This is a genomic window from Geodermatophilus sp. SMS 5-13, assembly GCF_059428245.1.
In genome coordinates this window covers 2,273,050-2,292,727 of the sequence record NZ_CP165729.1, presented here as the reverse complement: position 1 = coordinate 2,292,727, position 19,678 = coordinate 2,273,050, and the positions used below count along the sequence as shown (strand labels likewise).

Sequence of the window (19,678 nt, the reverse complement as noted above, 5' to 3'; positions counted from 1 at the left end):
GGGCGCAGTCTGCATCAACGGGCCGCGCGATCAGGGACAGTGGGAACGTGCTCGCCGGCCTCTCCCCCGCCCGCCGACGCGTCGTCCTCGTCCTGCTGGCGCTGGTGGGGGTCGCCGTGGTCGCGCTGGCCGCCGTCCTGCTGGTCCCCCACGGACCCGGCCGCGGCGACGAGCCGGTCTCGCAGGAGGAGCCGGGACCGGTGCTGCTCGTGCCCGGCTACGGCGGGTCGACGGAGTCGCTGCGGGAGCTCGCCGACCGGCTCACCGCCACAGGGCGCGACGCCACCGTGGTCGCCGTCCCGGGCGACGGGACCGGCGACCTCCACGCCTCCGCCGACGCGCTGGACGACGCCGCGAGCGAGGCGCTGGAGCGGACCGGGGCCGACAGCGTCGACGTCGTCGGGTACTCCGCGGGCGGGGTCATCGCCCGGCTGTGGATCGCCGACGGCGGCGCCGCCGTCGCCCGTCGGGTGGTCACCCTCGGCACCCCGCACCACGGCACGACCCTGGCCGACCTCGCCGGCCGGGTCGCCCCCGGCCGCTGCCCGACCGGCTGCCAGCAGCTGGCCACCGACAGCGCCCTGCTGGCGCAGCTCAACGCCGGCGACGAGACCCCGGCCGGCCCGACCTGGGTCTCCATCTGGACGACGCAGGACGAGACGGTCACCCCCCCGGACTCTGCCCGGCTGGACGGCGCGCTGAACCTGACCGTGCAGTCGGTGTGCGCCGACGCGCAGGTGGGCCACGGCGGGCTGCCGCGGTCACCGCTGGTGCAGGCGATGGTCGAGGCCGAGCTCGCCCCCGGCGACCCGGTCGCGCTGACCCCCGCCGACTGCGCGCGGCTGAGCGGCGGCTAGACCGACGCGCCGTGCTCGGCGAACCGCCGCCGCGCCTGCTCCAGGGCCTGCACGGCCTCCGTGCTGCGCTCCCAGTGGCCGGTCTCGGTCGTCTTGTGCGGCTCGATCCGCTTGTAGATGTCGAAGAAGTGCCAGATCTCGGCGATCTGGTGCATCGGCACGTCCTCGAGCTCCTTGAGGTGCGCGTGCCGCGGGTCCTCGGCCGGCACGCCCAGCAGCTTGGCGTCCGGGCCGGCCTCGTCGCGCATCCAGTACACGGCGATGATCCGCGCGTGCACCAGGCAGCCGGGGAAGGTCGGCTCGTCGAGCAGCAGCAGGACGTCGATCGGGTCGTCGTCCTCGGCGAGGGTGTCGGGCACGAACCCGTAGTCGCCGGGATAGCCGGTCGCGGTGAACAGCATCCGGTCCAGCCGGATGCGGCCCCAGCGCGGGTCCCACTCGTACTTGTTCCGCGATCCCTTGGGGATCTCGACCATCACGTCGACGTCCACGGACCACCCCTCCCGGCGAGAGCGACCTTCGCCCGGTAGCCCGGGCGCGTCAACTCGGGACCGATGACTTCGTAGCCGCGGCGGAGTCGTCAGGGACGAGACCGAGACGAGGAGGACGCCATGCCGAGACTGCGTGTGCACAACCTGTCGATGTCGCTGGACGGCTACGCCGCCGGGCCGGACCAGAGCACCGACGAGCCGCTGGGCGTCGGCGGCGAGCAGCTGCACGAGTGGATGTTCCGGACCGCGTACTGGCACGACATGGTCGGTGAGCCCGGTGGATCGACCGGGCGGGACGACGACTTCGCGCGCCGCGGCGACGAGAACATCGGCGCCCACATCATGGGCCGCAACATGTTCGGCCCGGTCCGCGGCGAGTGGGGCGACAGCGACTGGAAGGGCTGGTGGGGGCCGGAGCCGCCCTACCACCACGCGGTCTTCGTCCTGACCCACTATCCGCACGAGCCGATCGAGATGGCCGGCGGGACGACGTTCTTCTTCGTCACCGACGGCATCGAGTCGGCGCTGGAGCAGGCGTTCGCCGCGGCCGGCGGGCGGGACGTGCGGCTCGGCGGCGGTGCGGCCACCGTCCGGGAGTACCTCCGCGCCGGCCTGGTCGACGAGCTGCACGTGGCCGTCGCCCCGGTCCTGCTCGGCAGCGGCGAGCGGCTGCTCGGCGACGGCGTCGGCACCGACCTCGAGCTGGCCGAGTTCGTCCCCTCGGAGGCCGTGACGCACGCCCGCCTGGTGCGCCGCTGACCCCTGTTCGCCCCGCGAGCACCCGCGTAGTCTCGCCGCGCGGCCTGACCCTCCTCCGACTGGAGGCACGCCGATGAGCGCACCATCGCTGCCCGCCGCGGGACACCCGACAGCTCTCCAGCGGTCACTGCGCATCGGGGGCCTTGCCGGGATCCTCATGTTCCCGGTCTTCGCGATCACCGTCGTGCTCCTGACGTGGGCGGAGTGGGACTTCCTGCACGGCCTCGGCTGGACCGTGCTGGACGCGCACGAGGTCAACTACCCGAGCGGCCTGGCACGGGGCGATCTCGGCGCGATCCAGTCGCTGAACTTCCTGGTGGTCCTGAGCGTGCTGTGCCCGCTGTTCGCCCGGGCCCTGCGCACCCAGTTCCGGCACCGCTGGTCGGGCGCGGTCGCCGTGGTGGCGCTGGGTGCCGTGGTTCTCTCGGGCGTCCTCAGCGCGTTTCCCACCGACCTGCCCGGCGAGGCCGCCTCGTGGCACGGGGCGCTGCACGGCCTCGGCTTCGTGTTCCTCATGGTCGGGAACCTGGTCGCGTTCGTGGCCGCGGGCCTCGCGCTGCGCGGCGCGCCGGCCTGGGCGGGCTTCTGGGTGTACTCCGTCGTGAACGCCCCCGCGGCCGTGGTCGTGTTCCTCCTGCCCCTCGGGCAGCCGGCGTTCTACGCCGCGGTCACCGTGATGCTGGTCTGGTACGCCGTCCTCGGCGCCCGGATGTACCACCTGGCTAGCTCGTCACGTCCTTGGTCGTGAAGTTGGCCCAGGCGGCGGCGAGCAGCACGCCGACGTAGACGCCCTGCAGCGCCAGGCCGCGGGTGATGTCGCGCCACTGGATCGGGTCGCGGAAGAAGTCGACGAACGCCAGCCAGTAGCGCGTCGGCAGGTACGGGGCGATCGGCGAGGCGGCGTCGAGGGTGAACAGCAGCGACGAGGCGACCAGCACCGCCAGGGCGCCGAGGGTCGCGCCCAGCGGCGAGTCGGTGAACGTGGAGAAGAACAGCGCGAACGCGGCCACCCCGCACATCGACACGGTCACGTAGCCGATCGAGAGCAGCGTGCGGCCGGTCAGCTCCTGCGCGGTCAGCGAGGTGCCGGACACCGACGTCCCGCCGACCGGCTGGGCGTCGAACAGCGTCGTCCCGAGGAGGTAGCCCACGGCGGCCACCACGACCACCGTCACCAGCACGAAGGCCAGGACGGCGATCAGCTTGGCCACGAGCAGCCGGGTGCGACCGGCCGGGCGGGCCAGCAGGTAGCGCAGCGTGCCGGCCTGCGCCTCGCCGGCCACCGCGTCGCCGGCGACGACGGCCACCGCGATCGGCAGGAACAGCGGCAGCACGATCGCCAGCGCGGCCAGCGGGAACAGCGCTCCGTTGGTGAGGACGGCGGAGAGGAACGGCGGCCCCTCTCCCGGCCGCGGCGCCAGGTCGGTGATCACCAGCAGGACGGCGACGGTGATCGGCAGCGCGTTGAGGACGGCGATCGTCGCCCACGTCCGCGGCCGGCGGAACAGCTTGCGCAGCTCGACCGTGATCATCGGAGGGATCCCCGGGCCTCCACCCGGTCCGGGCTGGCGCCGGCCGCCTCCAGCACGACCTGCTCCAGCGTCGGGCGCTCCAGGGCCAGCCCGGTCACGGGCACGCCGGCCCGCACGAGCACCGCGTTCACCTCGGCCGGGTCCGCGCCGCGCACCACCACCCGCTGGCCGTCGACCGCGGTGACCCGCCCGTCGAGCGTGGCCCGCACCCGGTCGGGGTCGGGGGTGTGCACGACCGTCGAGCCGGTGGGCGCGGTGAGCACCGACAGCTCCTCCTGGAGCACCAGCCGGCCGCGGTCGAGGACGCCGACCCGCGTGGCCATCTGCTCCACCTCGGCCAGCAGGTGGCTGGACAGGAAGATCGTCGTCCCCCCGCGGTGCAGGTCGAGCAGCAGCGTGCGCACCTCGTGGATGCCCTGCGGATCGAGGCCGTTGGTCGGCTCGTCGAGGACCAGCAGCTCCGGGCGCCGCAGCAGCGCGCCGGCCAGTCCCAGCCGCTGCCGCATCCCCAGGGAGTACGCCTTGACCGGACGGCGGCCGACCCCGGCCAGGCCGACCTGCTCGAGCACCTCATCGATCCGCCGCCGGCGGGTACGCCAGCCGCCGCCCGCGCCGGAGGCGTCGAGCAGCGCGAGGTTCTCCCGGCCCGAGAGGTGCCCGTAGTGCGCCGGGCCCTCGATCAGCGCGCCGACCCGCGGCAGCACCCGCCGTCCGGCCCGCGGCATCCGGCCGCCGAGCAGCTCCACCTCGCCGCTGGTCGGAAGGACGAGCCCCAGCAGCATGCGCACCGTCGTCGTCTTGCCCGACCCGTTGGCGCCGAGGAAGCCGTAGACGTCCCCCTCGCGGACGTCGAGGTCGATGCCGTCGACGGCGCGCACCCGGCCGAAGCGCTTGACCAGGCCGCGCGTGGCGATCACCGCGGTCATCCGCGGCTCCGCAGGTCCGGCAGCTCCCGCGCGGCGGCCTCGAGCGCGTCGAGGGTGACCGTGCCGGTGAGCACGTAGGTCTGCTCGCCCGGGGAGCCGACCAGCATGATCCCGAGCGGGCCGGCGGTCAGCCGGGTGCCGAGCTCGTCGTCGACCGCGGTCGGGCTGGCCGCGGCCGCCTGGCGCAGGTCCCCGGCGAAGCGCCGCGGCACCGGGACGACGGCCAGCAGCGTCACCCCGCGGCCGTAGAGGCCGATCGCGTCCGGCGCGCCCTCGATCGACCGGCGCGGCAGCCCGGCGAGGACGGCGGGCAGGTCCACCGGCCGCAGCCGGCGGTCCGCCGTGTCCAGCACGCCGTTCTCGACGTCGCGGCCGAACACGACGCCCGGCGGTGGGATGAACGCGACCACCTCCCGCGACGGGCGGCGCAGGTCCAGGTCGAGGAAGCGGGTGTCCAGCGCCGGGTTGCCGGCGCCCTTGCCGAACAGCTGGACCTTCAGCGGCAGCCCGGTCGGCCCGTCCACCCAGACCTCGACCCGCGCGACCGACGCCGCGGCCTCCGCGGGCACCAGCCGCAGGCCGAGGGCGTCGCGGCCGGCGATGCGGGCGGCGCCGATGCGGCTGAGCTCGTCGTCGGTGGCCTCGGACAGCAGCCGGCGGCCGAGCGTGGTCGGCAGCAGATCGGGGGCGGCGGGCAGGCTCAGCGGGGCGGTCTCGGTACGGGTAACCCGGTTGGCCTCGTACTCCCAGATCCAGCTGCCCTCGCGGTCGCGGTGGACGTCGGTCTCCCCGCCGGCGGTGACCACGTCGACGCGGTGCTCGTCGGGGCCGCGCCACCAGACGCGCATCGTCGTCCGGTCGCTGAACAGGTCGGCCAGGCTCGGCAGCTCGTCGGACACCGGCAGCGCCAGGCCGCCGGCGGACTCGGCGTAGCCGGAGAAGCCGACGCCGGCGCTGGCGAGCACCGCGGCGCGCAGGTCGGCGGCGGAGACGTCGGAGTCGGTGGCCGGGAGCGCCCCGATGGCCGCCGGCAGCGCGGCGAGGACGGCGACCAGCGCGGCCACGAGCGACCAGCGCCGGGCCGCGCCGTACCGCTCCCGCACCACGGATCAGACGGTACGACGCCGCCCTGTGCGCGCACACACGCTCAGCCGCCGTGCGAGAGGGCGCTCACCGTGTGTTGATCATGTGCGGCGGTCGCTGCCGCACATGATCCTGCCGAGAAGGACGTAGATGGACGGCGACACATGGGTGGCCTCATTCGCTCGACTGCGCCACGAGTGGGAGCAGATCGAGCAAGCGGCGATCTCGGATGCTGAGCTGGTTGCCGAGTGGACGCTCCACCTGAACGGGATGGACGCCGAGGTCGCTGACCTTCGCGCTGCCGGGCGGTGGGTGGGTGGCCCTCGCACGTTGCTCCACGCCCTCGGGCTCCACCACCACGAGGTGATGCTGACCGCTGGTTTGAAGTGGCTGCTGCAGCCAGACGGGCATCACCGTCTCGGGGAGGGCGTTCTGCGCCGTTTCGTCGATCACCTCGGAATCCCGGTGGAATCGCTGCACCCCGCGCGGGTTGTCACCGAGGAATCTCGCCAGACCGAGGGATCCGACGATCTGACCCGAGCGGACCTGGTGATTCGGGTGCCAGGGGCGACGATCCTGGTCGAGGCAAAGGTGTGGGCCGGCGAACAGCCGCAGCAATGCGCTCGCCTCGCCCGGCTGTGGGCCGATGAGGATCCCGTTCTCGTTTTCCTCACGCGGGACGGGCGTGCACCCGCGACGGCGACCGAACGAGACCAGTGGCGCTCTCTTCGCTGGTCAGACGTGGCTTCCCTCATCGACGAGGCCGTCCGTGACCTACCCGATGACCGCGCGGCACACGGTGTCCGCGACTACCTGACCACGCTGAACCAATTTCAGAGGAACTGAACGGATGAGCATCGACGAGAAGGCCGCCTTCTACTTCCGCCATCGCACGCAGATCGAAGAGTGGGCGGCACTGCGGACCGGCGCACGGGAGGCGTTGACGACCGAACTGTGGGCTGCCCAGGACCGGATCGCGAACATGGGGGCACCGGATGGCGCTGTGCCCGTGCCCGAAGACTCGCAGTTCTCCAAGCTCGGCCTGACCAAGACGACGTGGAAGTCGGCGGGTTGGGACCTGCGGGTCGCGCTGGGATGGAACACGGGAAGCGCCTTCGATCCGGCCGGTCGGGCCCCGTGGCCGTACATCGTCGTGTACGTGGCGGACGATCAGCCTGCAGGCAAGGAGAAGTCCCAATTCGTCAAGGCGAAGTGTTTGCCGGTCGCGCGACGCCTCGGCTGGTCGGTCAAGACGGGAGACGCGTTCGCGGTCTGGACCTACGTGCCACCGGCTGAGGGCACAAACGAGATCCCGGACTATGTGGAGCAGTTGCTGAGTGCCTTCCACAACGGCTGGCAGGAGCTCCATCCCGTGCTCGACGAGCTGATGGAGCACGGTCTCACATGATCACCTCGGGTCCACCGGTGTCTCGCGACGGCTGAGGCACCGGTGGACCCGAGGTGATCATGGGTGCGGTCACGCGTGAGGGTCGGCGGATCGGGGCACGCACCACCCATGGCTCCGATCAGCGATGCGGTCGTCGTGGACGTGCTGCGCCGGGTCGACCGGCTGGCCACCCCGCTGGTCCGCCGGTTCGGCCGTCCGCAGGCCCGGCCCCAGGACGAGCGCGACGCGTGGTGGGCCGATCGGTTCCCGGTCGTCGCGGCCGTGGTCGCCGCGCTCCCGCGGTTCGCGGGAAAGCTGGCCGACATCCTGCCGCTGCAGAACACCGTCGGCAGCGCCGTCCAGTCGATCGTCGTCCTCGGCGTGGCCGGCGAGCACAAGGTGACCGATCCGGCCGAGCGGGTGTCCCTGCTGGCGCGGGTGCTGCTCGACCGCGACCTTCCGCCGGACAGGGTCCGGCCGCTGCTGACCCATGCCACGGGCACCTACCGGGAGGAGGCCTTCGGCGCGCGGCGCGGCGGCCTGTTCGGCACGATCCGCACGGTGTGGCGGATGTCTCGGCTGCTCGGCCGGATCGACGACGCGCTCGACGCCCGCCCGAAGGGCAGGCTGCACCACCGCGCGCTGGCCAACCTGCCCGTGGTGGGCGTGCTCGGGGGATACGAGGCCGAACGCGAGGCGCAGCGCAAGGCCGCCGTGCAGGCCGGCCGGGCACTCAGCGTCAGGGGGTAGGCGCGAGCGCCGCCAGGTTGGCGTAGATCTCCCGCGTCGCGGTCGACCGGTTCATCGTGATGAAGTGGATGCCGGGCACGCCCTCGGCGAGCAGCCGGCGGCACAGCTCGGTGGCCACCTCGACGCCGAGCGCGCGGACGGCGGCCCTCGCCTCCGGGGTGTCCCCGTCCAGCGCGGCGAACCGCTCCGCGAGCTCGGACGGGAAGGCCTGCCCCGACAGCTGCACGATCCGGTTGATCATCTTCACGTTCGTCACGGGCATGACCCCGGCGATGATCGGGACGTCGCAGCCGCGGGCGCTCACCCGGTCACGCAGCCGCAGGTAGTCCTCGGCGCGGAAGAACATCTGGGTGATCGCGAAGTCGGCGCCGGCGGCGCACTTGGCCACGAACATGTCGGCGTCGGACTCGAAGTCCGGCGAGCGCGGGTGCCGCTCCGGGAAGGCGGCCACGCCCACGGAGAAGTCGCCCATCGAGCGGATCAGCTCGACCAGCTCGGCGGCGTAGCGGAAGCCCGCCGGGTGCGCGATCCACTCCGCCTGCGGGTCGGCGCCGGGCGGGTCGCCGCGCAGCGCCAGCAGGTTGCGCACCCCCGCGGCGGCCAGCCGGCTGACCACCTGCCGCAGCTCGGCGACGCTGTGGTCGACGGCGGTGAGGTGCGCCAGGGGGGTCATCGTGGTGTCGGTGGCGATCCGCTCGGTGACCGAGACGGTGCCCTCGCGGGTGGTGCCGCCGGCCCCGTAGGTGACCGACACGAACGACGGGTGCAGCCGCTCCAGCTCGCGCAGCGCCGTCCACAGCTGGCGCTCGGCCTCGGGCGTGCGGGGCGGGAAGAACTCGAACGACCACGTGGGCCGCCCCTGCTGGAGCAGCTCGCGCACGGTCCGGGTCACGGGGGGAAGGGTACGGAACGAGAAATGCCGGCCCGTGCATCCGCCCGGGACCGCGCGGCGGAAGAACCGTCGGCACGCACCTTCACCACACGGGAGGAGACGCCGGTGAGCGTCGACGGCAGACCGCGGACGACCCTGGTGCCGGGATGGCGCCCCACAGGGTGGGGCGATACTGAACCGGTGACCGCCGGGACGCAGGGCCTCGACGCCGCCGACCGGCTGGCCGCCGTCGACCTCGACCGCGTGCGCACCGCCGTCGCCGCGGCGCTCGACGACTTCCTCGACCTGCAGCACCGCACGCTCGCCGGCATGGAGCCCGCCCTCGCCCCCGTCGCCGACGAGGTGCGCGCCCTCGCCCGCGGCGGCAAGCGGCTGCGCCCGGCGTTCGCCTACTGGGGCTGGCGCGGCGCCGCGGCCGGTGCCCCGGGCCCGGTCGAGGACGACACCGCCGTCCTCCGGGCGGTCGCCGCCCTGGAGTTCGTGCACGCCAGCGCGCTGGTGCACGACGACGTGATGGACGGCGCCAGCACCCGGCGCGGCCGCCCCGCCACGCACCACGGCTTCGCCACCCGGCACGGCGCCGACGCCCTCGCCGGCGACCCCACGGCGTTCGGCGTCGGCGCGGCGATCCTCGTCGGCGACCTCGCGCTGGTCTGGTCCGACGAGCTGCTGCGCTGCTCCGGACTCACCGACACCGCGCTGACCCGGGCCCGCGGCGTCTGGGACACCATGCGCACCGAGGTGACCGCCGGGCAGTACCTCGACCTGCTGCGCGCCGCCGGCGGACTGCCGGGCCCGGAGGGGGCGCTGACCGTCGCCCGCTACAAGAGCGCCGGCTACACCGTGCAGCGGCCGCTGCAGCTCGGCGCGGCGATCGCCGGCGCCGGCCCGCGGCTGTTCGAGGCCTACAGCGCCATCGGGCTCCCCCTCGGCGAGGCGTTCCAGCTGCGCGACGACGTCCTCGGGGTGTTCGGCGACCCGGCCGTCACCGGCAAGTCCGCCGACGACGACCTGCGCGAGGGCAAGCGGACGCTGCTCATCGCGCTGGCCGAGCTGGAGGCCGACGAGCCCGGGCGGACCCTGCTGCGCGAGTCGCTGGGCGACCCCGATGCCGGCCCCGACCAGTTCGACGCGCTGCGCCACCTGATCGAGAGCACCGGCGCCCGGGCCCGCGTCGAGGAGCGGATCGCCGAGCGCACCCGGCGGGCCCGCGCCGCGATCGCGGCCGCGCCGATCGCCGAGGACGCCCGCGCGGCGCTGGACGCGCTGGCCGTCGCGGCCACCTCGCGCACCGCGTGAGGACCGTCCCCGGCCGCACCGACCGCGTGGTCGTGGTCGGCGCCGGGCTGGCCGGGCTGGCCGCCGCGCTGCGGCTGCGCGGCGCCGGCCGCGAGGTGACCGTCGTCGAGCGCTTTCCCGGTCCGGGTGGCCGGGCGGGCGTCGTGCGACGGGGCGGATACGTCCTGGACACCGGGCCATCGGTGTTCACCGCGCCGGAGGTGCTCGAGGACGCTCTCGCCGCCGTCGGCGACAAGCTCGCCGACCGCCTGACGCTGCTCCCCCTCGAGACGACGTACCGCGCGCAGTACGCCGACGGCACGCAGCTCGACGTGCACGCCGACCCCGACGCGTTCGCCGCCGAAGTCGAGGCGCTGTGCGGGCCGGCCGAGGCGGCCGCGCTGCGCCGCTACCTGGCCGGCCTCGCCGACCTCTACCGGCTGCAGCTGACCACGTTCATCGACCGCAACCTCGACTCCCCGCTGGACCTGCTCGGGCGGCCGCTGGCCGAGCTGGCCCGCCGCGGCGGGTTCCGTCGCCTGTCCACGCATGTCGGACGGGCGTTCACCGACGAGCGGCTGCGCCGGCTGTTCAGCTTCCAGGCGCTCTACGCGGGGGTCTCGCCGTTCCGCGCGATCGCCGCGTACGCCGTCATCGCCCAGCTCGACATCGGCGCCGGGGTCTGGCACCCGGTGGGCGGCATCGGCGCCGTCCCGCGAGCGCTGGCCGACGCGGCGGCCGACGCGGGGGTGGTGTTCCGGTACGGCGCGGAGGTCCGCGAGCTGGTCGCCCGGGGCTCCAGGGTCACCGGCGTGCGACTGGCGGACGGCGAGACCCTGCCCGCCGACGCCGTCGTCGTCACCGCCGACGCGCCGCACCGGCTGGTGCCGGGGCTGCGTGGACCGCGCCGGCCGGTGTACTCGCCGTCCTGCGTGGCGCTGCACCTGGGCGTGCGCGCGGAGCTGCCGGGGCAGGCGCACCACACGATCAGCTTCGGGGAGTCGTGGCGGACCGTCTTCGACGAGCTGACCCGCGACGGGCGGCCGATGAGCGACCCGAGCCTGCTGGTGAGCATGCCGTCGGTGACCGACCGCTCGCTGGCCCCCGACGGCGGGCAGGTGCTCAGCGTCGTCGCGCCCACGCCGAACCTCGACGTGGGTCGCGACCTCGTCTGGCGCGCGCTCGGCCCGCGCTACCGCGACGAATTGCTGGCCACGCTGGAGGCCCGCGGCTGGACCGGGCTGACCGGCGCGATCGAGGTCGAGGAGCTGGCCACCCCAGCCGACTGGGCCGCGCAGGGCATGGCCGCCGGCACGCCGTTCGCGCTGGCGCACACCGTCGGGCAGACCGGCCCGTTCCGCCCGCCGACGCTGCCGCGGACCGGCCCGGAGAACGTCGTCCTCGCCGGGTCGTCTGTGCAGCCGGGGGTCGGGGTGCCGATGGTGCTGATCAGCGGCCGGCTGGCCGCGGAGCGGATCACCGGATGACGGCCGTCGCGGGCCGGCAGGCCGAGCTGGACGCCGCCTACCGGCACTGCGCGGAGATCGCCGCCCGGCACGGCAAGAGCTACCACCTGGCCACCCGGCTGCTCACCCCCGACCGGCGGCCGGCGGTGCACGCGCTCTACGCCGCCGCCCGCACCGCGGACGACCTGGTCGACGTCCCGGGGGCCGACCCGGCCGGCGACCTCGCCGGCTGGTCGCGCGCCGTCCTCACCGAGCTGGACGACGGCTGGTCCGACGACCCGGTTCGCCTCGCGCTGGTGCACACCTACCGCCGGTACGCGATCGACGTCGACCACCTGGTCGACTTCCTGGCCGCGATGACCAGCGACCTCACCGTCCCCGGCTACGCCGACCTCGCCGCGCTCGACCGCTACATGTGGGGCTCGGCCGCCGTCATCGGGCTCATGGTCCTGCCGGTGCTCGGCACGGCGCCCGGGGTGTCCCGCGAGGAGGCGGCGCCGTACGCGATCGCGCTGGGCGAGGCGTTCCAGCTGACCAACTTCTGCCGCGACGTCGCCGAGGACGCCGACCGCGGCCGGGTCTACCTGCCGGCGGACCTCCTGGTCGCCCACGGGGTCACCCGCGAGCAGCTGGCGGCCCGCCACCACTCCCCCGGCTTCCGGGAGCTCATGCGCGAGATGGTTGCGATCACCCGCCGCCGCTACGACGACGCCGCCCCCGGCACGCCGCTGCTGGCCCCCGAGTCGCGCGACTGCGTGCGGGCGGCCACCGACCTCTACGGCGGCATCCTCCGCGAGATCGAGCGGGCGGACTACCGGGTGCTCGACCGCCGGGTGCGGGTGCCGAAGCCCCGGCGCCTCGCGGTGTTCGCCCGCCGGTTGACCGCCGCCCAGCTGGCCAGGGTGAGCGTGACCAGGGCGAACCCGAACAGCAGGTCCTCGACCGGGGCGTAGGCGATCCGCGGCCCCCAGATCGCGTCAGGGTCGTAGAGGACCACGTCCAGACCGGTGAGGACGCCGTTCATCAGCAGCTGGAACAACAGCACGATCGCGTAGGTGACCCAGAAGACCTTCCGGGTCACCAGGCGGGTCCGCAGCACGGCCAGGTCGACCACGAGGACGGCGACGACGGCGGTGACCGCGAGCGCGGAGTAGCTCACGACTCCTCGTATCCCGCGCGCCAGCCGGTGACCGTGCGGACCGCCTCGAACGCCAGCACCGCGCACACCGGGACGACGAGGAAGAACAGCACCTCCTCGACCGGGATGCCGCCGGGCAGCCGCACGCCGAGGGTGCGGCTGTCGCTGTAGTCCCAGTGCCCGGCCGCGATCGCGTAGAGCACCCAGGCCACGAAGACGACGAACTCCGGCAGCAGCGCGAGCAGCAGCCGCCGCCAGCGGGCGTAGACCCGGACCCGGAGCACGATCTCCAGGGGCGCCGTCACCACGAGGCAGCCGGCCAGCAGCGCCAGGTAGGTCAGCCGCTCCATGGCGGGACTTTCGGCGCCGAAAGTCCCACTACAGGGCCAGCGCCTGGGCGCGGCGGGTGACCTCGGTGTGCCGGTCGCCGCGCAGTGCCTCGACCGGCGTCCCCGGCAGCGAGTCGTCGCTGCGGAACAGCCACTCGAAGGCCTCCTCGTCGCTGAACCCGCCGTCGCGCAGCACCGTGAGCAGCCCGGGCAGGTGCTTGAGGACGGCGCCGTTCTGCACGAAATCGGCGGGGATCCTGCTGTTGCCGCTCCCGGGTACCGCCATCAGCTTGCCGTCGCGGATGAGCTGGCGGACCCGGTTCGGTGAGACCCCGAGCGTCTGGGCGACCTCGGCGGGGGTGAGCGTCTCCACGCCCGCGAGCCTATGACGCGTCGCCGCCGGTCAGGGGCGGGAGCGCACCAGGACGCGCTGGTCCTTCTCGGTCCGCAGCACGGCGTCCTCGCCGCGGTAGAGCCGGGCGAGCGCGGCCGGGCCGATGCCGAGCTCGCGCGCCACCTGGTGCAGCTCGAGCTTGTGCATCCGCCCGCCGTTGGCCTCGACCCGGTCGAGCAGCGCGGCGACCTTCTGCGGGTCCGGCTCGTCCTCGGGCCGCTCGTCGAGGCCCTCGGCGAGGATCGCGTCGATCTGCCGCTGCAGCCCGCGCAGCGCCAGCCGCAGCCGGGTCGCCTCGTCGACGACGCCGCCGTCCTCCCCCGAGCCCTGCCAGGTGCGCTTGGGATAGCGCCGCAGGTACTCCTGCTCCAGCTCGAGCATCCGCTCGGTGTGCCGCTGGTACTGCTCGGCGGTGCCGTGCAGGAAGACCCAGTTGCGGGTCGCGTGGGCGTGGGTGCCCTGCTGCTCCAGCTCCTCGTCGGAGAGGTCGCGCGCCGGCCGGCCCTCCATCTCAGCCCTCCCAGTTCGCGACGAGCGGGGTGTCCACGCCGAGCTCGCCGACCTTGCGCGAGCCGCCGGGCGCGCCCAGCGGGGCGTCCCGGCCGGGCAGGATCTCGGTGAAGAACGCCCGGTTGTCGGTGATGAACGGTTCCCACTCGTCGGGCACCCGGCGGTCCTGGGTGATCGCCTCCACCGGGCAGACCGGCTCGCAGGCGCCGCAGTCGATGCACTCCTTGGGGTTGATGTAGCTCTTGCGCTCCCCCTCGTAGATGCAGTCGACCGGGCACTCGTCCACGCAGGCCTTGTCGTTGACGTCGATGCACGGCTCGGCGATGACGTACGGCACGGGGCGCTCCTTCCTCGGCGAGATCTGCACACTCGCGGTCATCCGGCGCTGATGCCCGCGAGTGTGCAGATCTCGCGGGCGTTCAGACAGGGGTCGGGACGGGGGCGTTGTCGGTGGAGTGGCCGGGGAACAGCTGCGCGGCCGGGTCGAGCTCGACGGCGGCGTTGTTGACCGCCGTCGCCACCTCGCCGAAGCCGACGCTGATCAGCCGCACCTTGCCGTCGTAGTCGACGATGTCGCCGGCGGCGTAGATGCCGGGCACGGTGGTGCGCATCCGGGTGTCGACGACGACGTGCCGGTTGTCGTGCAGCTCCAGGCCCCATTCGCGCACCGGGCCGAGGTCGGCGAGGAAGCCCAGCGCGGCGACCACGGTCTGCGCCGGGAAGATCCGCGGCTCGGCCTCGCCCTTGACGGTGACCTCGACCGCGTCGACCCGGTCGGCCCCGAGCACGCGGCCGACCTCGGCGTCGGTGAGCACCGTGGCCGCCGAGGCCTGCACCGCCGCCACCGACGCGGCGTGCGCCCGGAAGGCCCTGCGCCGGTGGACCAGCGTCACGCTGCGCGCGATCGGCAGCAGCGCGAGGGTCCAGTCGCAGGCGCTGTCACCGCCGCCGACGATGACGACGTCCTTGTCCGCGTGCTCGGCGAGCGCGGGCACGAAGTAGGCCAGGCCCCGGCCGAGGAACTCCTCCCCCGCCGGCAGCGGCCGCGGCGTGAAGGTGCCGATGCCGCCGGTGACGACCACGGCGCCGCAGCGCACCGTCGTCCCGGCGTCGGTGCGGACGGCGAACCGGCCGTCGTCCCCCCGGTGCACCGACACCGCCGACTGCCCGAGCACGTAGGCCGGGTCGTACTGCGCGGCCTGGGCGACCAGGTTGTCGACCAGGTCGCGGCCGCGGACGCTCGGGAAGCCCGCCACGTCGAAGATCGGCTTCTCCGGGTACATGGCGGTGATCTGGCCGCCCGGCTCCGGCAGCGAGTCGACGACGACGGTCGACAGCCCGCGGACGCCGGCGTAGTAGGCGCCGTAGAGGCCGACCGGGCCGGCGCCGACGAGCAGCAGGTCGACGTCGTGGTCGGCCATCAGACGCGGACCCGGTCGAAGGCGGCGCGGGTGCCGGTACCGAACCGGCGCAGCGCGCCGTCCGGGCCGCTGGCGTTGGGCCGGATGAAGATCCAGTTCTGCCAGGCGGTGAGCCGGCCGAAGATCTTGGTCTCCAGGGTCTCCGGGCCGACGAAGCGGTGGTTGGCCTCCATGCCGGTCAGGGCGTCGGGCGAGAGCGAGGCGCGCTCCTCCAGCGCGATCCGCAGCTCCTCCTCCCAGTCCAGGTCATCGGGCGCGAGGGTGACCAGGCCGAGCTCCATCGCGTCGGCGGCCTCCAGCGGCTCGCCGATCCGGTCGAGGACGGCGGTGAGCTCGTCGTCGCGGCCCCAGTACCGCGACAGCAGGCGGGTCAGGTCGTTGCCCATCGGACAGCGGCCGGTGTTGGCCGAGCCGAGGACGATCCGCGCCGGGCCGTCGGCCGGGTCGATGCCCTCGAGCTCCTCCTCCGGGACGCCGTCGAGCATGTACTGCCGGTCGCAGGCCAGCGCCAGCTCGAGCAGCGTGCCGGCGAAGCAGCTGCCCGGCTCGATGACCGCGATGAGGCTGCGGCTGGTGACGTCGAACCGCTTGAGCACCCGCTTGAGGTAGTGGTTCACCTCGTTGACGAACCAGTCGCCGGCCAGCTCCTCCAGCTGCGCGTCGTAGGCGAGGACGGCGTCGGCGTCGCCGCGGGTGCGGACCACCCAGGTGCCGAGCTCGAGCTCGTTGGTGCGCAGGTGCAGCACCAGGTGGTCCAGCTCGCGGGCCAGCGCCATCGGCCAGTAGTCGACGCCCTGCTCCAGCACGCCGGCGGCGTCGGCCGGCGGCGGGGCGTCGGGGCCGTGCACGGTGATGTCGACGCGGCGGGCCGCGCGGTCCAGGCGCGCCTCGACGTGCGGGTAGCGGATCGTGTCGCCGTCCTCGGTGCGCCGCAACGGGGTGAGCGCGACGCCGCGCTCGCCGCTGCGGGCCGAGCGGGCCACCGCGGCCTCGGCGCGGGCGCGGACGGCGTCGGGGAAGCGGCTCATCGGCACGGTCTCGTCGACCAGGCCCCACTCGACGGCGGTGCGGCCCTTGATGCCCTCGTTCTTGGTCGCGAAGACGTCGGCGCGGTCCTTGCGCACGAACCGCTTGTCGACCACGCGGGTCAGCCCGCCGGTGCCGGGCAGCACGCCGAGCAGCGGCACCTCGGGCAGCGACACCGCCGACGACCCGTCGTCCACCAGGACGATCTCGTCGCAGGCGAGCGCGAGCTCGTAGCCGCCGCCGGCCGCGGTGCCGTTGAGCGCGGCGACGTAGGTCTGGCCGCTGTGCGCGGTGGCGTCCTCGATGCCGTTGCGGGTCTCGTTGGTGAACTTGCAGAAGTTCACCTTCCACGCGTGCGAGCTCTGGGCCAGCATCCGGATGTTCGCGCCGGCGCAGAACATGCGGTCCAGGCCGCCGGTGACGACGACGGCCGTCACCTCGGGGTGCTCGAAGCGCAGCCGCTGCACCGCGTCGTAGAGCTCGATGTCGACGCCGAGGTCGTAGCTGTTCATCTTCAGCTCGTAGCCCGGCACCAGGCCGCCCTGCTCGTCGACGGCCAGGGTCAGCGTCGCGACCGGCCCGTCGAACGAAAGCCGCCAGTGGCGGTAGCGCTCGGGCGAGGTCTCGAACTCCACGCGCACCGGAACGGGGTTCTCGGTGGCGGTGTCGGCGAGCAGCGTCATGGCGGGGACCTCCGGGGCCGTCGACGTGTCGCCAAACACACTACTGACTCTTGGCGTCGCGTCAAGACGGCGTAGCAGGTTCCGCGCCGCGAGGGGCCAAAATGGCCATTTTGGCCCTCAGCGGGCGGGGTCGAGCCCGGAGTAGACGCGCAGCGCGTTCTCCCCCAGGACCAGCGGGACGACGTCCTCGGGCAGGCCCAGGCCCGCGACCACCCGCGCGTTGGCCGCCTGGCCGGGGACGCCGGGCCAGTCGGTGCCGTAGATCCACTTGCGCGCCAGGCGGCCCAGGTCGTAGCGGGCGTAGTACTCCGGCAGCCGCTTGGGCGGCAGGCCCGACAGCTCCAGCCACACGTGCTCCCGGGAGAGCGCGAGGAACGCCACCGCGTCGTACCACCAGCCGCGCCCGCCGTGGGCGAGGACGACGTCCAGATCCGGGAAGTCGCGCAGCACCGCGTCGAGCAGCATCGGGTCGGCGTAGGCGTTGGTCGAGCCGGGGAACGTGCTCGTCCCGCAGTGCACGATCAGCGGCACCCCCCGCTCGACCAGCACCGCGTAGGCGGGGTAGAGCGCCGCGTCGTCGGGGCGGAAACCGCCGTGCACCGGGTGGATCTTCAGCGCCGCCGCGCCGGCGTCGAGCTGCCGGGCGAGCTCGCGCGCGATCGGGAAGTGCAGGTGCGGGTTGACGTTGGCCACCGGGCGGAACCGGCGCGGGTTGTGCTCGACGATCGGCAGCAGGTCGTCGAAGAGCTGGTAGCCGGTCGCCTTGGGGCTGTACTCGCAGAACAGCAGGGCGACGTCCACCCCCTGCTCGGCGAACAGCTCGTCCAGCCGCGCCGGGTCGGGGGTGCCGTCGTCCCGCCAGACCGCCTCGAGGATGCCCGGCGGGCCGAACTGGCGGGCCCAGTCGATCCAGGCCGGCGCCAGGGACGACAGGTGCGGGACGTGGACGTGCGCGTCCACCAGGACGTGACCGTCGAGCACGGACTCAGACGGTAGCCGGGAGCGCCGGGGCCTCCGTCGACGGCCGCCCCTGCGGCTGCGGGGGCACCAGCGTGCGCGCGGTCTCGCGCAGCCGGAACCGCTGGATCTTGCCGGTCGCGGTCTTGGGCAGCTCCTCGACGACGAGGACGGCGCGCGGCCGCTTGAACGCGGCCAGGCCCTCGCGGCACCAGGTGATCAGCTCGTCCGGGGTGACGGCGGCGCCCGCGGCGAGGACGACGCAGGCCACCGGCTTGTCGAGTTCGTTGCTGTCGGGGACGCCGACCACCGCCACCTCGGCGACCGCCGGGTGCTGCAGCAGCCGCTCCTCCACCTCGGCCGGGGAGACCCAGATGCCGCCGGCCTTGAGCAGGTCGTTCGACCGGCCCATGCAGGTGTAGTAGCCGTCGGCGGAGCGGACGTAGGTGTCCCCGGTGCGCAGCCACTCGCCCTGGAAGACCGCGCGGGTGGCGTCGGTGCGGCACCAGTAGCCGGTGGCGATCGACTCGCCGCGGACGAACAGCGCCCCCGGCGTCTCGTCGGGCACCGGGCGGCCCTCCTCGTCGCGCAGCGCGATGTCGTAGCCCGGCACCGGCGTGCCGGAGGTCCCGGGCCGGACGGCGCCCTCGGTGTTGGACAGGAAGATGTGCAGCGCCTCGGTGGAGCCGATGCCGTCGAGGATGTCCACGCCGAAGCGCTCGGTGAACCGCCGGTAGAGCGCCGCGGGCAGCGCCTCGCCGGCCGACGCGCACAGCCGCACCGAGCCGAAGGTGTCCTCCGGCAGCTCGGCCGCCAGCAGCGCGGCGTAGAAGGTGGGCCCGGCGAAGAAGAGGGTGGGCCGGTCCTCGGCCATGCGCTCGGCGACCACGGCGGGCGAGGGACGCCGCGGCTCGAGCACCGTCGTCGCGCCCACCGAGAGCGGGAACAGCGCGGAGTTGCCCAGGCCGTAGGCGAAGAACAGCTTCGCCACCGAGTAGCAGACGTCGTCCGGGCCGATGCGCAGCACGTCGCGGGCGTAGGTCTCGCAGACCCAGCGCAGGTTGGCGTGCCGGTGCATGGCGCCCTTGGGCGTGCCGGTCGTGCCGGAGGTGTAGAGCCACAGCGCCGGGGTCTCGTCGGTGGTGGGCGCGACGGCGTCGTCCCGGTCGGCGCCGGCAGCCAGGACGGCGTCCCACGACAGCACGCCGGCGGTCGCGGTCGGCGCCAGCTCGGCGCCGTCGACGGCGACGAGGTGGGCCAGCTCGGGGGCGGCCTCCGCGGCCGGCTGCGCCGCCGCGGCGAACTCGGGGGTGGCCACCAGCACGCGGGCGCCGGAGTCGGTGACCACCTTGGTCAGCTCCGGGCCGGTCAGCATGGTCGACACGGGGACGGCGACCGCGCCGCGGCGCCAGCAGCCGAGCAGCCCCGCGAGCAGCTCGGGCCGGTCGGAGCAGACGAACAGCACCCGCTCCCCCGGCCGCACGTCCAGCGCCCGCAGGCCGTTCGCGAAGTTGGCCGCCAGGTCGCGCAGCTCGGCGTAGGTCAGCGTGCTGCCCCCGCTGCGGACGGCGGTCCGCCCGCCGGCGCCGGCGTCCACGTGCCGGTCGAGGAAGTAGTGGGCGGCGTTGAAGGGCTGGCTCACGGTCGTTCCTCCGGCGGCGCGGGCGGGGCGAGACAGGCGTGGCGTGTCGTGTCGAGGCGGGGCGTGGCGCAGAACACACTACGCACAACCGGCATACCGTCAAGGGGGTGTAGAAGGTTGACAGATCTTGGTCGCGCCGCACCGCTGTGGTGTCATG

At 74.0% G+C, this 19,678-nt stretch carries 22 protein-coding genes and 1 pseudogene; 9 read left to right on the top strand and 14 right to left on the bottom strand.

Going from position 1 to position 19,678, the window contains the following annotated elements:
* The first annotated feature begins 47 nt into the window (after positions 1-47).
* Positions 48-857 (top strand): lipase family alpha/beta hydrolase, encoded by an 810-nt coding sequence (locus AB3388_RS11245; protein WP_495410857.1) that lies wholly within the window; start codon positions 48-50, stop codon positions 855-857.
* Here the strand turns inward: AB3388_RS11245 and AB3388_RS11240 are convergent.
* The gene (locus AB3388_RS11240; protein WP_495410856.1) at positions 854-1,348 is read right to left on the bottom strand and encodes an inorganic diphosphatase; all 495 of its coding nucleotides are present in this window, start codon (positions 1,346-1,348) and stop codon (positions 854-856) included. The two genes, AB3388_RS11245 and AB3388_RS11240, sit on opposite strands and share 4 nt — an antisense overlap.
* 120 nt (positions 1,349-1,468) lie before the next feature.
* On the opposite strand from AB3388_RS11240, the gene AB3388_RS11235 reads away from it, so the two are divergent.
* Both AB3388_RS11235 and AB3388_RS11230 read left to right on the top strand, forming a co-directional pair.
* Positions 1,469-2,107: a dihydrofolate reductase family protein gene (locus tag AB3388_RS11235; RefSeq protein ID WP_495410855.1), complete on the top strand. Its 639-nt coding sequence runs from the start codon at positions 1,469-1,471 to the stop codon at positions 2,105-2,107.
* A 73-nt stretch (positions 2,108-2,180) separates the two neighbouring features.
* Positions 2,181-2,855 carry a hypothetical protein gene (locus AB3388_RS11230; protein WP_495410854.1) on the top strand — a complete coding sequence of 225 codons (675 nt, stop codon included), beginning with the start codon at positions 2,181-2,183 and terminating at the stop codon, positions 2,853-2,855.
* Here the strand turns inward: AB3388_RS11230 and AB3388_RS11225 are convergent.
* The 3 genes from AB3388_RS11225 to AB3388_RS11215 are packed head-to-tail and all read right to left on the bottom strand — an operon-like array spanning position 2,830 to position 5,671.
* Entirely contained in the window at positions 2,830-3,639 is an 810-nt protein-coding gene (locus AB3388_RS11225) for an ABC transporter permease (RefSeq protein WP_495410853.1), read from the bottom strand. The two genes, AB3388_RS11230 and AB3388_RS11225, sit on opposite strands and share 26 nt — an antisense overlap.
* On the bottom strand, positions 3,636-4,565 hold the full coding sequence (locus AB3388_RS11220) for an ABC transporter ATP-binding protein (RefSeq protein WP_495410852.1): 930 nt from the start codon (positions 4,563-4,565) through the stop codon (positions 3,636-3,638). The genes AB3388_RS11225 and AB3388_RS11220 overlap by 4 nt, the downstream gene beginning before the upstream one ends.
* Positions 4,562-5,671, bottom strand: coding sequence for a LolA family protein (locus tag AB3388_RS11215; RefSeq protein ID WP_495410851.1), 1,110 nt, complete (start codon positions 5,669-5,671; stop codon positions 4,562-4,564). Before AB3388_RS11215 ends, AB3388_RS11220 begins: the two co-directional genes overlap by 4 nt.
* Before the next feature lie 127 nt (positions 5,672-5,798).
* On the opposite strand from AB3388_RS11215, the gene AB3388_RS11210 reads away from it, so the two are divergent.
* The 3 genes from AB3388_RS11210 to AB3388_RS11200 all read left to right on the top strand — a co-directional run bounded on the left by AB3388_RS11210 (position 5,799) and on the right by AB3388_RS11200 (position 7,785).
* Positions 5,799-6,494: a PD-(D/E)XK nuclease family protein gene (locus tag AB3388_RS11210; protein WP_495410850.1), complete on the top strand. Its 696-nt coding sequence runs from the start codon at positions 5,799-5,801 to the stop codon at positions 6,492-6,494.
* 4 nt (positions 6,495-6,498) lie between these two features.
* Entirely contained in the window at positions 6,499-7,056 is a 558-nt protein-coding gene (locus AB3388_RS11205; protein WP_495410849.1) for a hypothetical protein, read from the top strand.
* Between the two features lie 108 nt (positions 7,057-7,164).
* Positions 7,165-7,785 (top strand): hypothetical protein, encoded by a 621-nt coding sequence (locus tag AB3388_RS11200; protein WP_495410848.1) that lies wholly within the window; start codon positions 7,165-7,167, stop codon positions 7,783-7,785.
* Here AB3388_RS11200 and metF read toward each other — a convergent pair.
* Positions 7,775-8,677, bottom strand: coding sequence for a methylenetetrahydrofolate reductase [NAD(P)H] (gene metF / locus AB3388_RS11195; RefSeq protein WP_495410847.1), 903 nt, complete (start codon positions 8,675-8,677; stop codon positions 7,775-7,777). The two genes, AB3388_RS11200 and metF, sit on opposite strands and share 11 nt — an antisense overlap.
* 180 nt (positions 8,678-8,857) lie before the next feature.
* Between metF and AB3388_RS11190 the strand changes: the two genes are divergently transcribed.
* The 3 genes from AB3388_RS11190 to AB3388_RS11180 are packed head-to-tail and all read left to right on the top strand — an operon-like array spanning position 8,858 to position 12,374.
* On the top strand, positions 8,858-9,976 hold the full coding sequence (locus AB3388_RS11190; protein WP_495410846.1) for a polyprenyl synthetase family protein: 1,119 nt from the start codon (positions 8,858-8,860) through the stop codon (positions 9,974-9,976).
* Entirely contained in the window at positions 9,973-11,442 is a 1,470-nt protein-coding gene (gene crtI, locus AB3388_RS11185) for a phytoene desaturase family protein (protein WP_495410845.1), read from the top strand. The genes AB3388_RS11190 and crtI overlap by 4 nt, the downstream gene beginning before the upstream one ends.
* Complete coding sequence (locus AB3388_RS11180) at positions 11,439-12,374, top strand: phytoene/squalene synthase family protein (protein WP_495410844.1); 936 nt, start codon at positions 11,439-11,441, stop codon at positions 12,372-12,374. The genes crtI and AB3388_RS11180 overlap by 4 nt, the downstream gene beginning before the upstream one ends.
* Here the strand turns inward: AB3388_RS11180 and AB3388_RS11175 are convergent.
* The 9 genes and pseudogenes from AB3388_RS11175 to AB3388_RS11135 form a co-directional block, all read right to left on the bottom strand.
* Positions 12,371-12,520 (bottom strand): annotated as a pseudogene (locus tag AB3388_RS11175) (lycopene cyclase domain-containing protein); the annotation flags it as partial. The gene AB3388_RS11180 and the pseudogene AB3388_RS11175 sit on opposite strands and share 4 nt — an antisense overlap.
* A 56-nt stretch (positions 12,521-12,576) precedes the next feature.
* A complete protein-coding gene (locus AB3388_RS11170) occupies positions 12,577-12,909 on the bottom strand; it encodes a lycopene cyclase domain-containing protein (RefSeq protein ID WP_495410843.1) in 333 nt (110 codons plus the stop codon).
* A 28-nt stretch (positions 12,910-12,937) separates the two neighbouring features.
* Positions 12,938-13,261 carry an Rv2175c family DNA-binding protein gene (locus tag AB3388_RS11165; RefSeq protein ID WP_495410842.1) on the bottom strand — a complete coding sequence of 108 codons (324 nt, stop codon included), beginning with the start codon at positions 13,259-13,261 and terminating at the stop codon, positions 12,938-12,940.
* Between the two features lie 30 nt (positions 13,262-13,291).
* On the bottom strand, positions 13,292-13,792 hold the full coding sequence (locus AB3388_RS11160; protein WP_495410841.1) for a DUF6158 family protein: 501 nt from the start codon (positions 13,790-13,792) through the stop codon (positions 13,292-13,294).
* Between the two features lies 1 nt (position 13,793).
* Positions 13,794-14,129, bottom strand: a complete 336-nt coding sequence (gene fdxA / locus AB3388_RS11155; protein WP_495410840.1) for a ferredoxin — start codon at positions 14,127-14,129, stop codon at positions 13,794-13,796.
* Between the two features lie 82 nt (positions 14,130-14,211).
* A complete protein-coding gene (locus AB3388_RS11150) occupies positions 14,212-15,213 on the bottom strand; it encodes an NAD(P)/FAD-dependent oxidoreductase (protein ID WP_495410839.1) in 1,002 nt (333 codons plus the stop codon).
* Positions 15,213-16,922 carry a 2,3-epoxybenzoyl-CoA dihydrolase gene (gene boxC / locus AB3388_RS11145; RefSeq protein ID WP_495410838.1) on the bottom strand — a complete coding sequence of 570 codons (1,710 nt, stop codon included), beginning with the start codon at positions 16,920-16,922 and terminating at the stop codon, positions 15,213-15,215. The genes AB3388_RS11150 and boxC overlap by 1 nt, the downstream gene beginning before the upstream one ends.
* 117 nt (positions 16,923-17,039) lie before the next feature.
* Positions 17,040-17,903 (bottom strand): amidohydrolase family protein, encoded by an 864-nt coding sequence (locus tag AB3388_RS11140; RefSeq protein ID WP_495410837.1) that lies wholly within the window; start codon positions 17,901-17,903, stop codon positions 17,040-17,042.
* Between the two features lie 4 nt (positions 17,904-17,907).
* Complete coding sequence (locus AB3388_RS11135; protein ID WP_495410836.1) at positions 17,908-19,521, bottom strand: benzoate-CoA ligase family protein; 1,614 nt, start codon at positions 19,519-19,521, stop codon at positions 17,908-17,910.
* Positions 19,522-19,678: the final 157 nt, after the last annotated feature.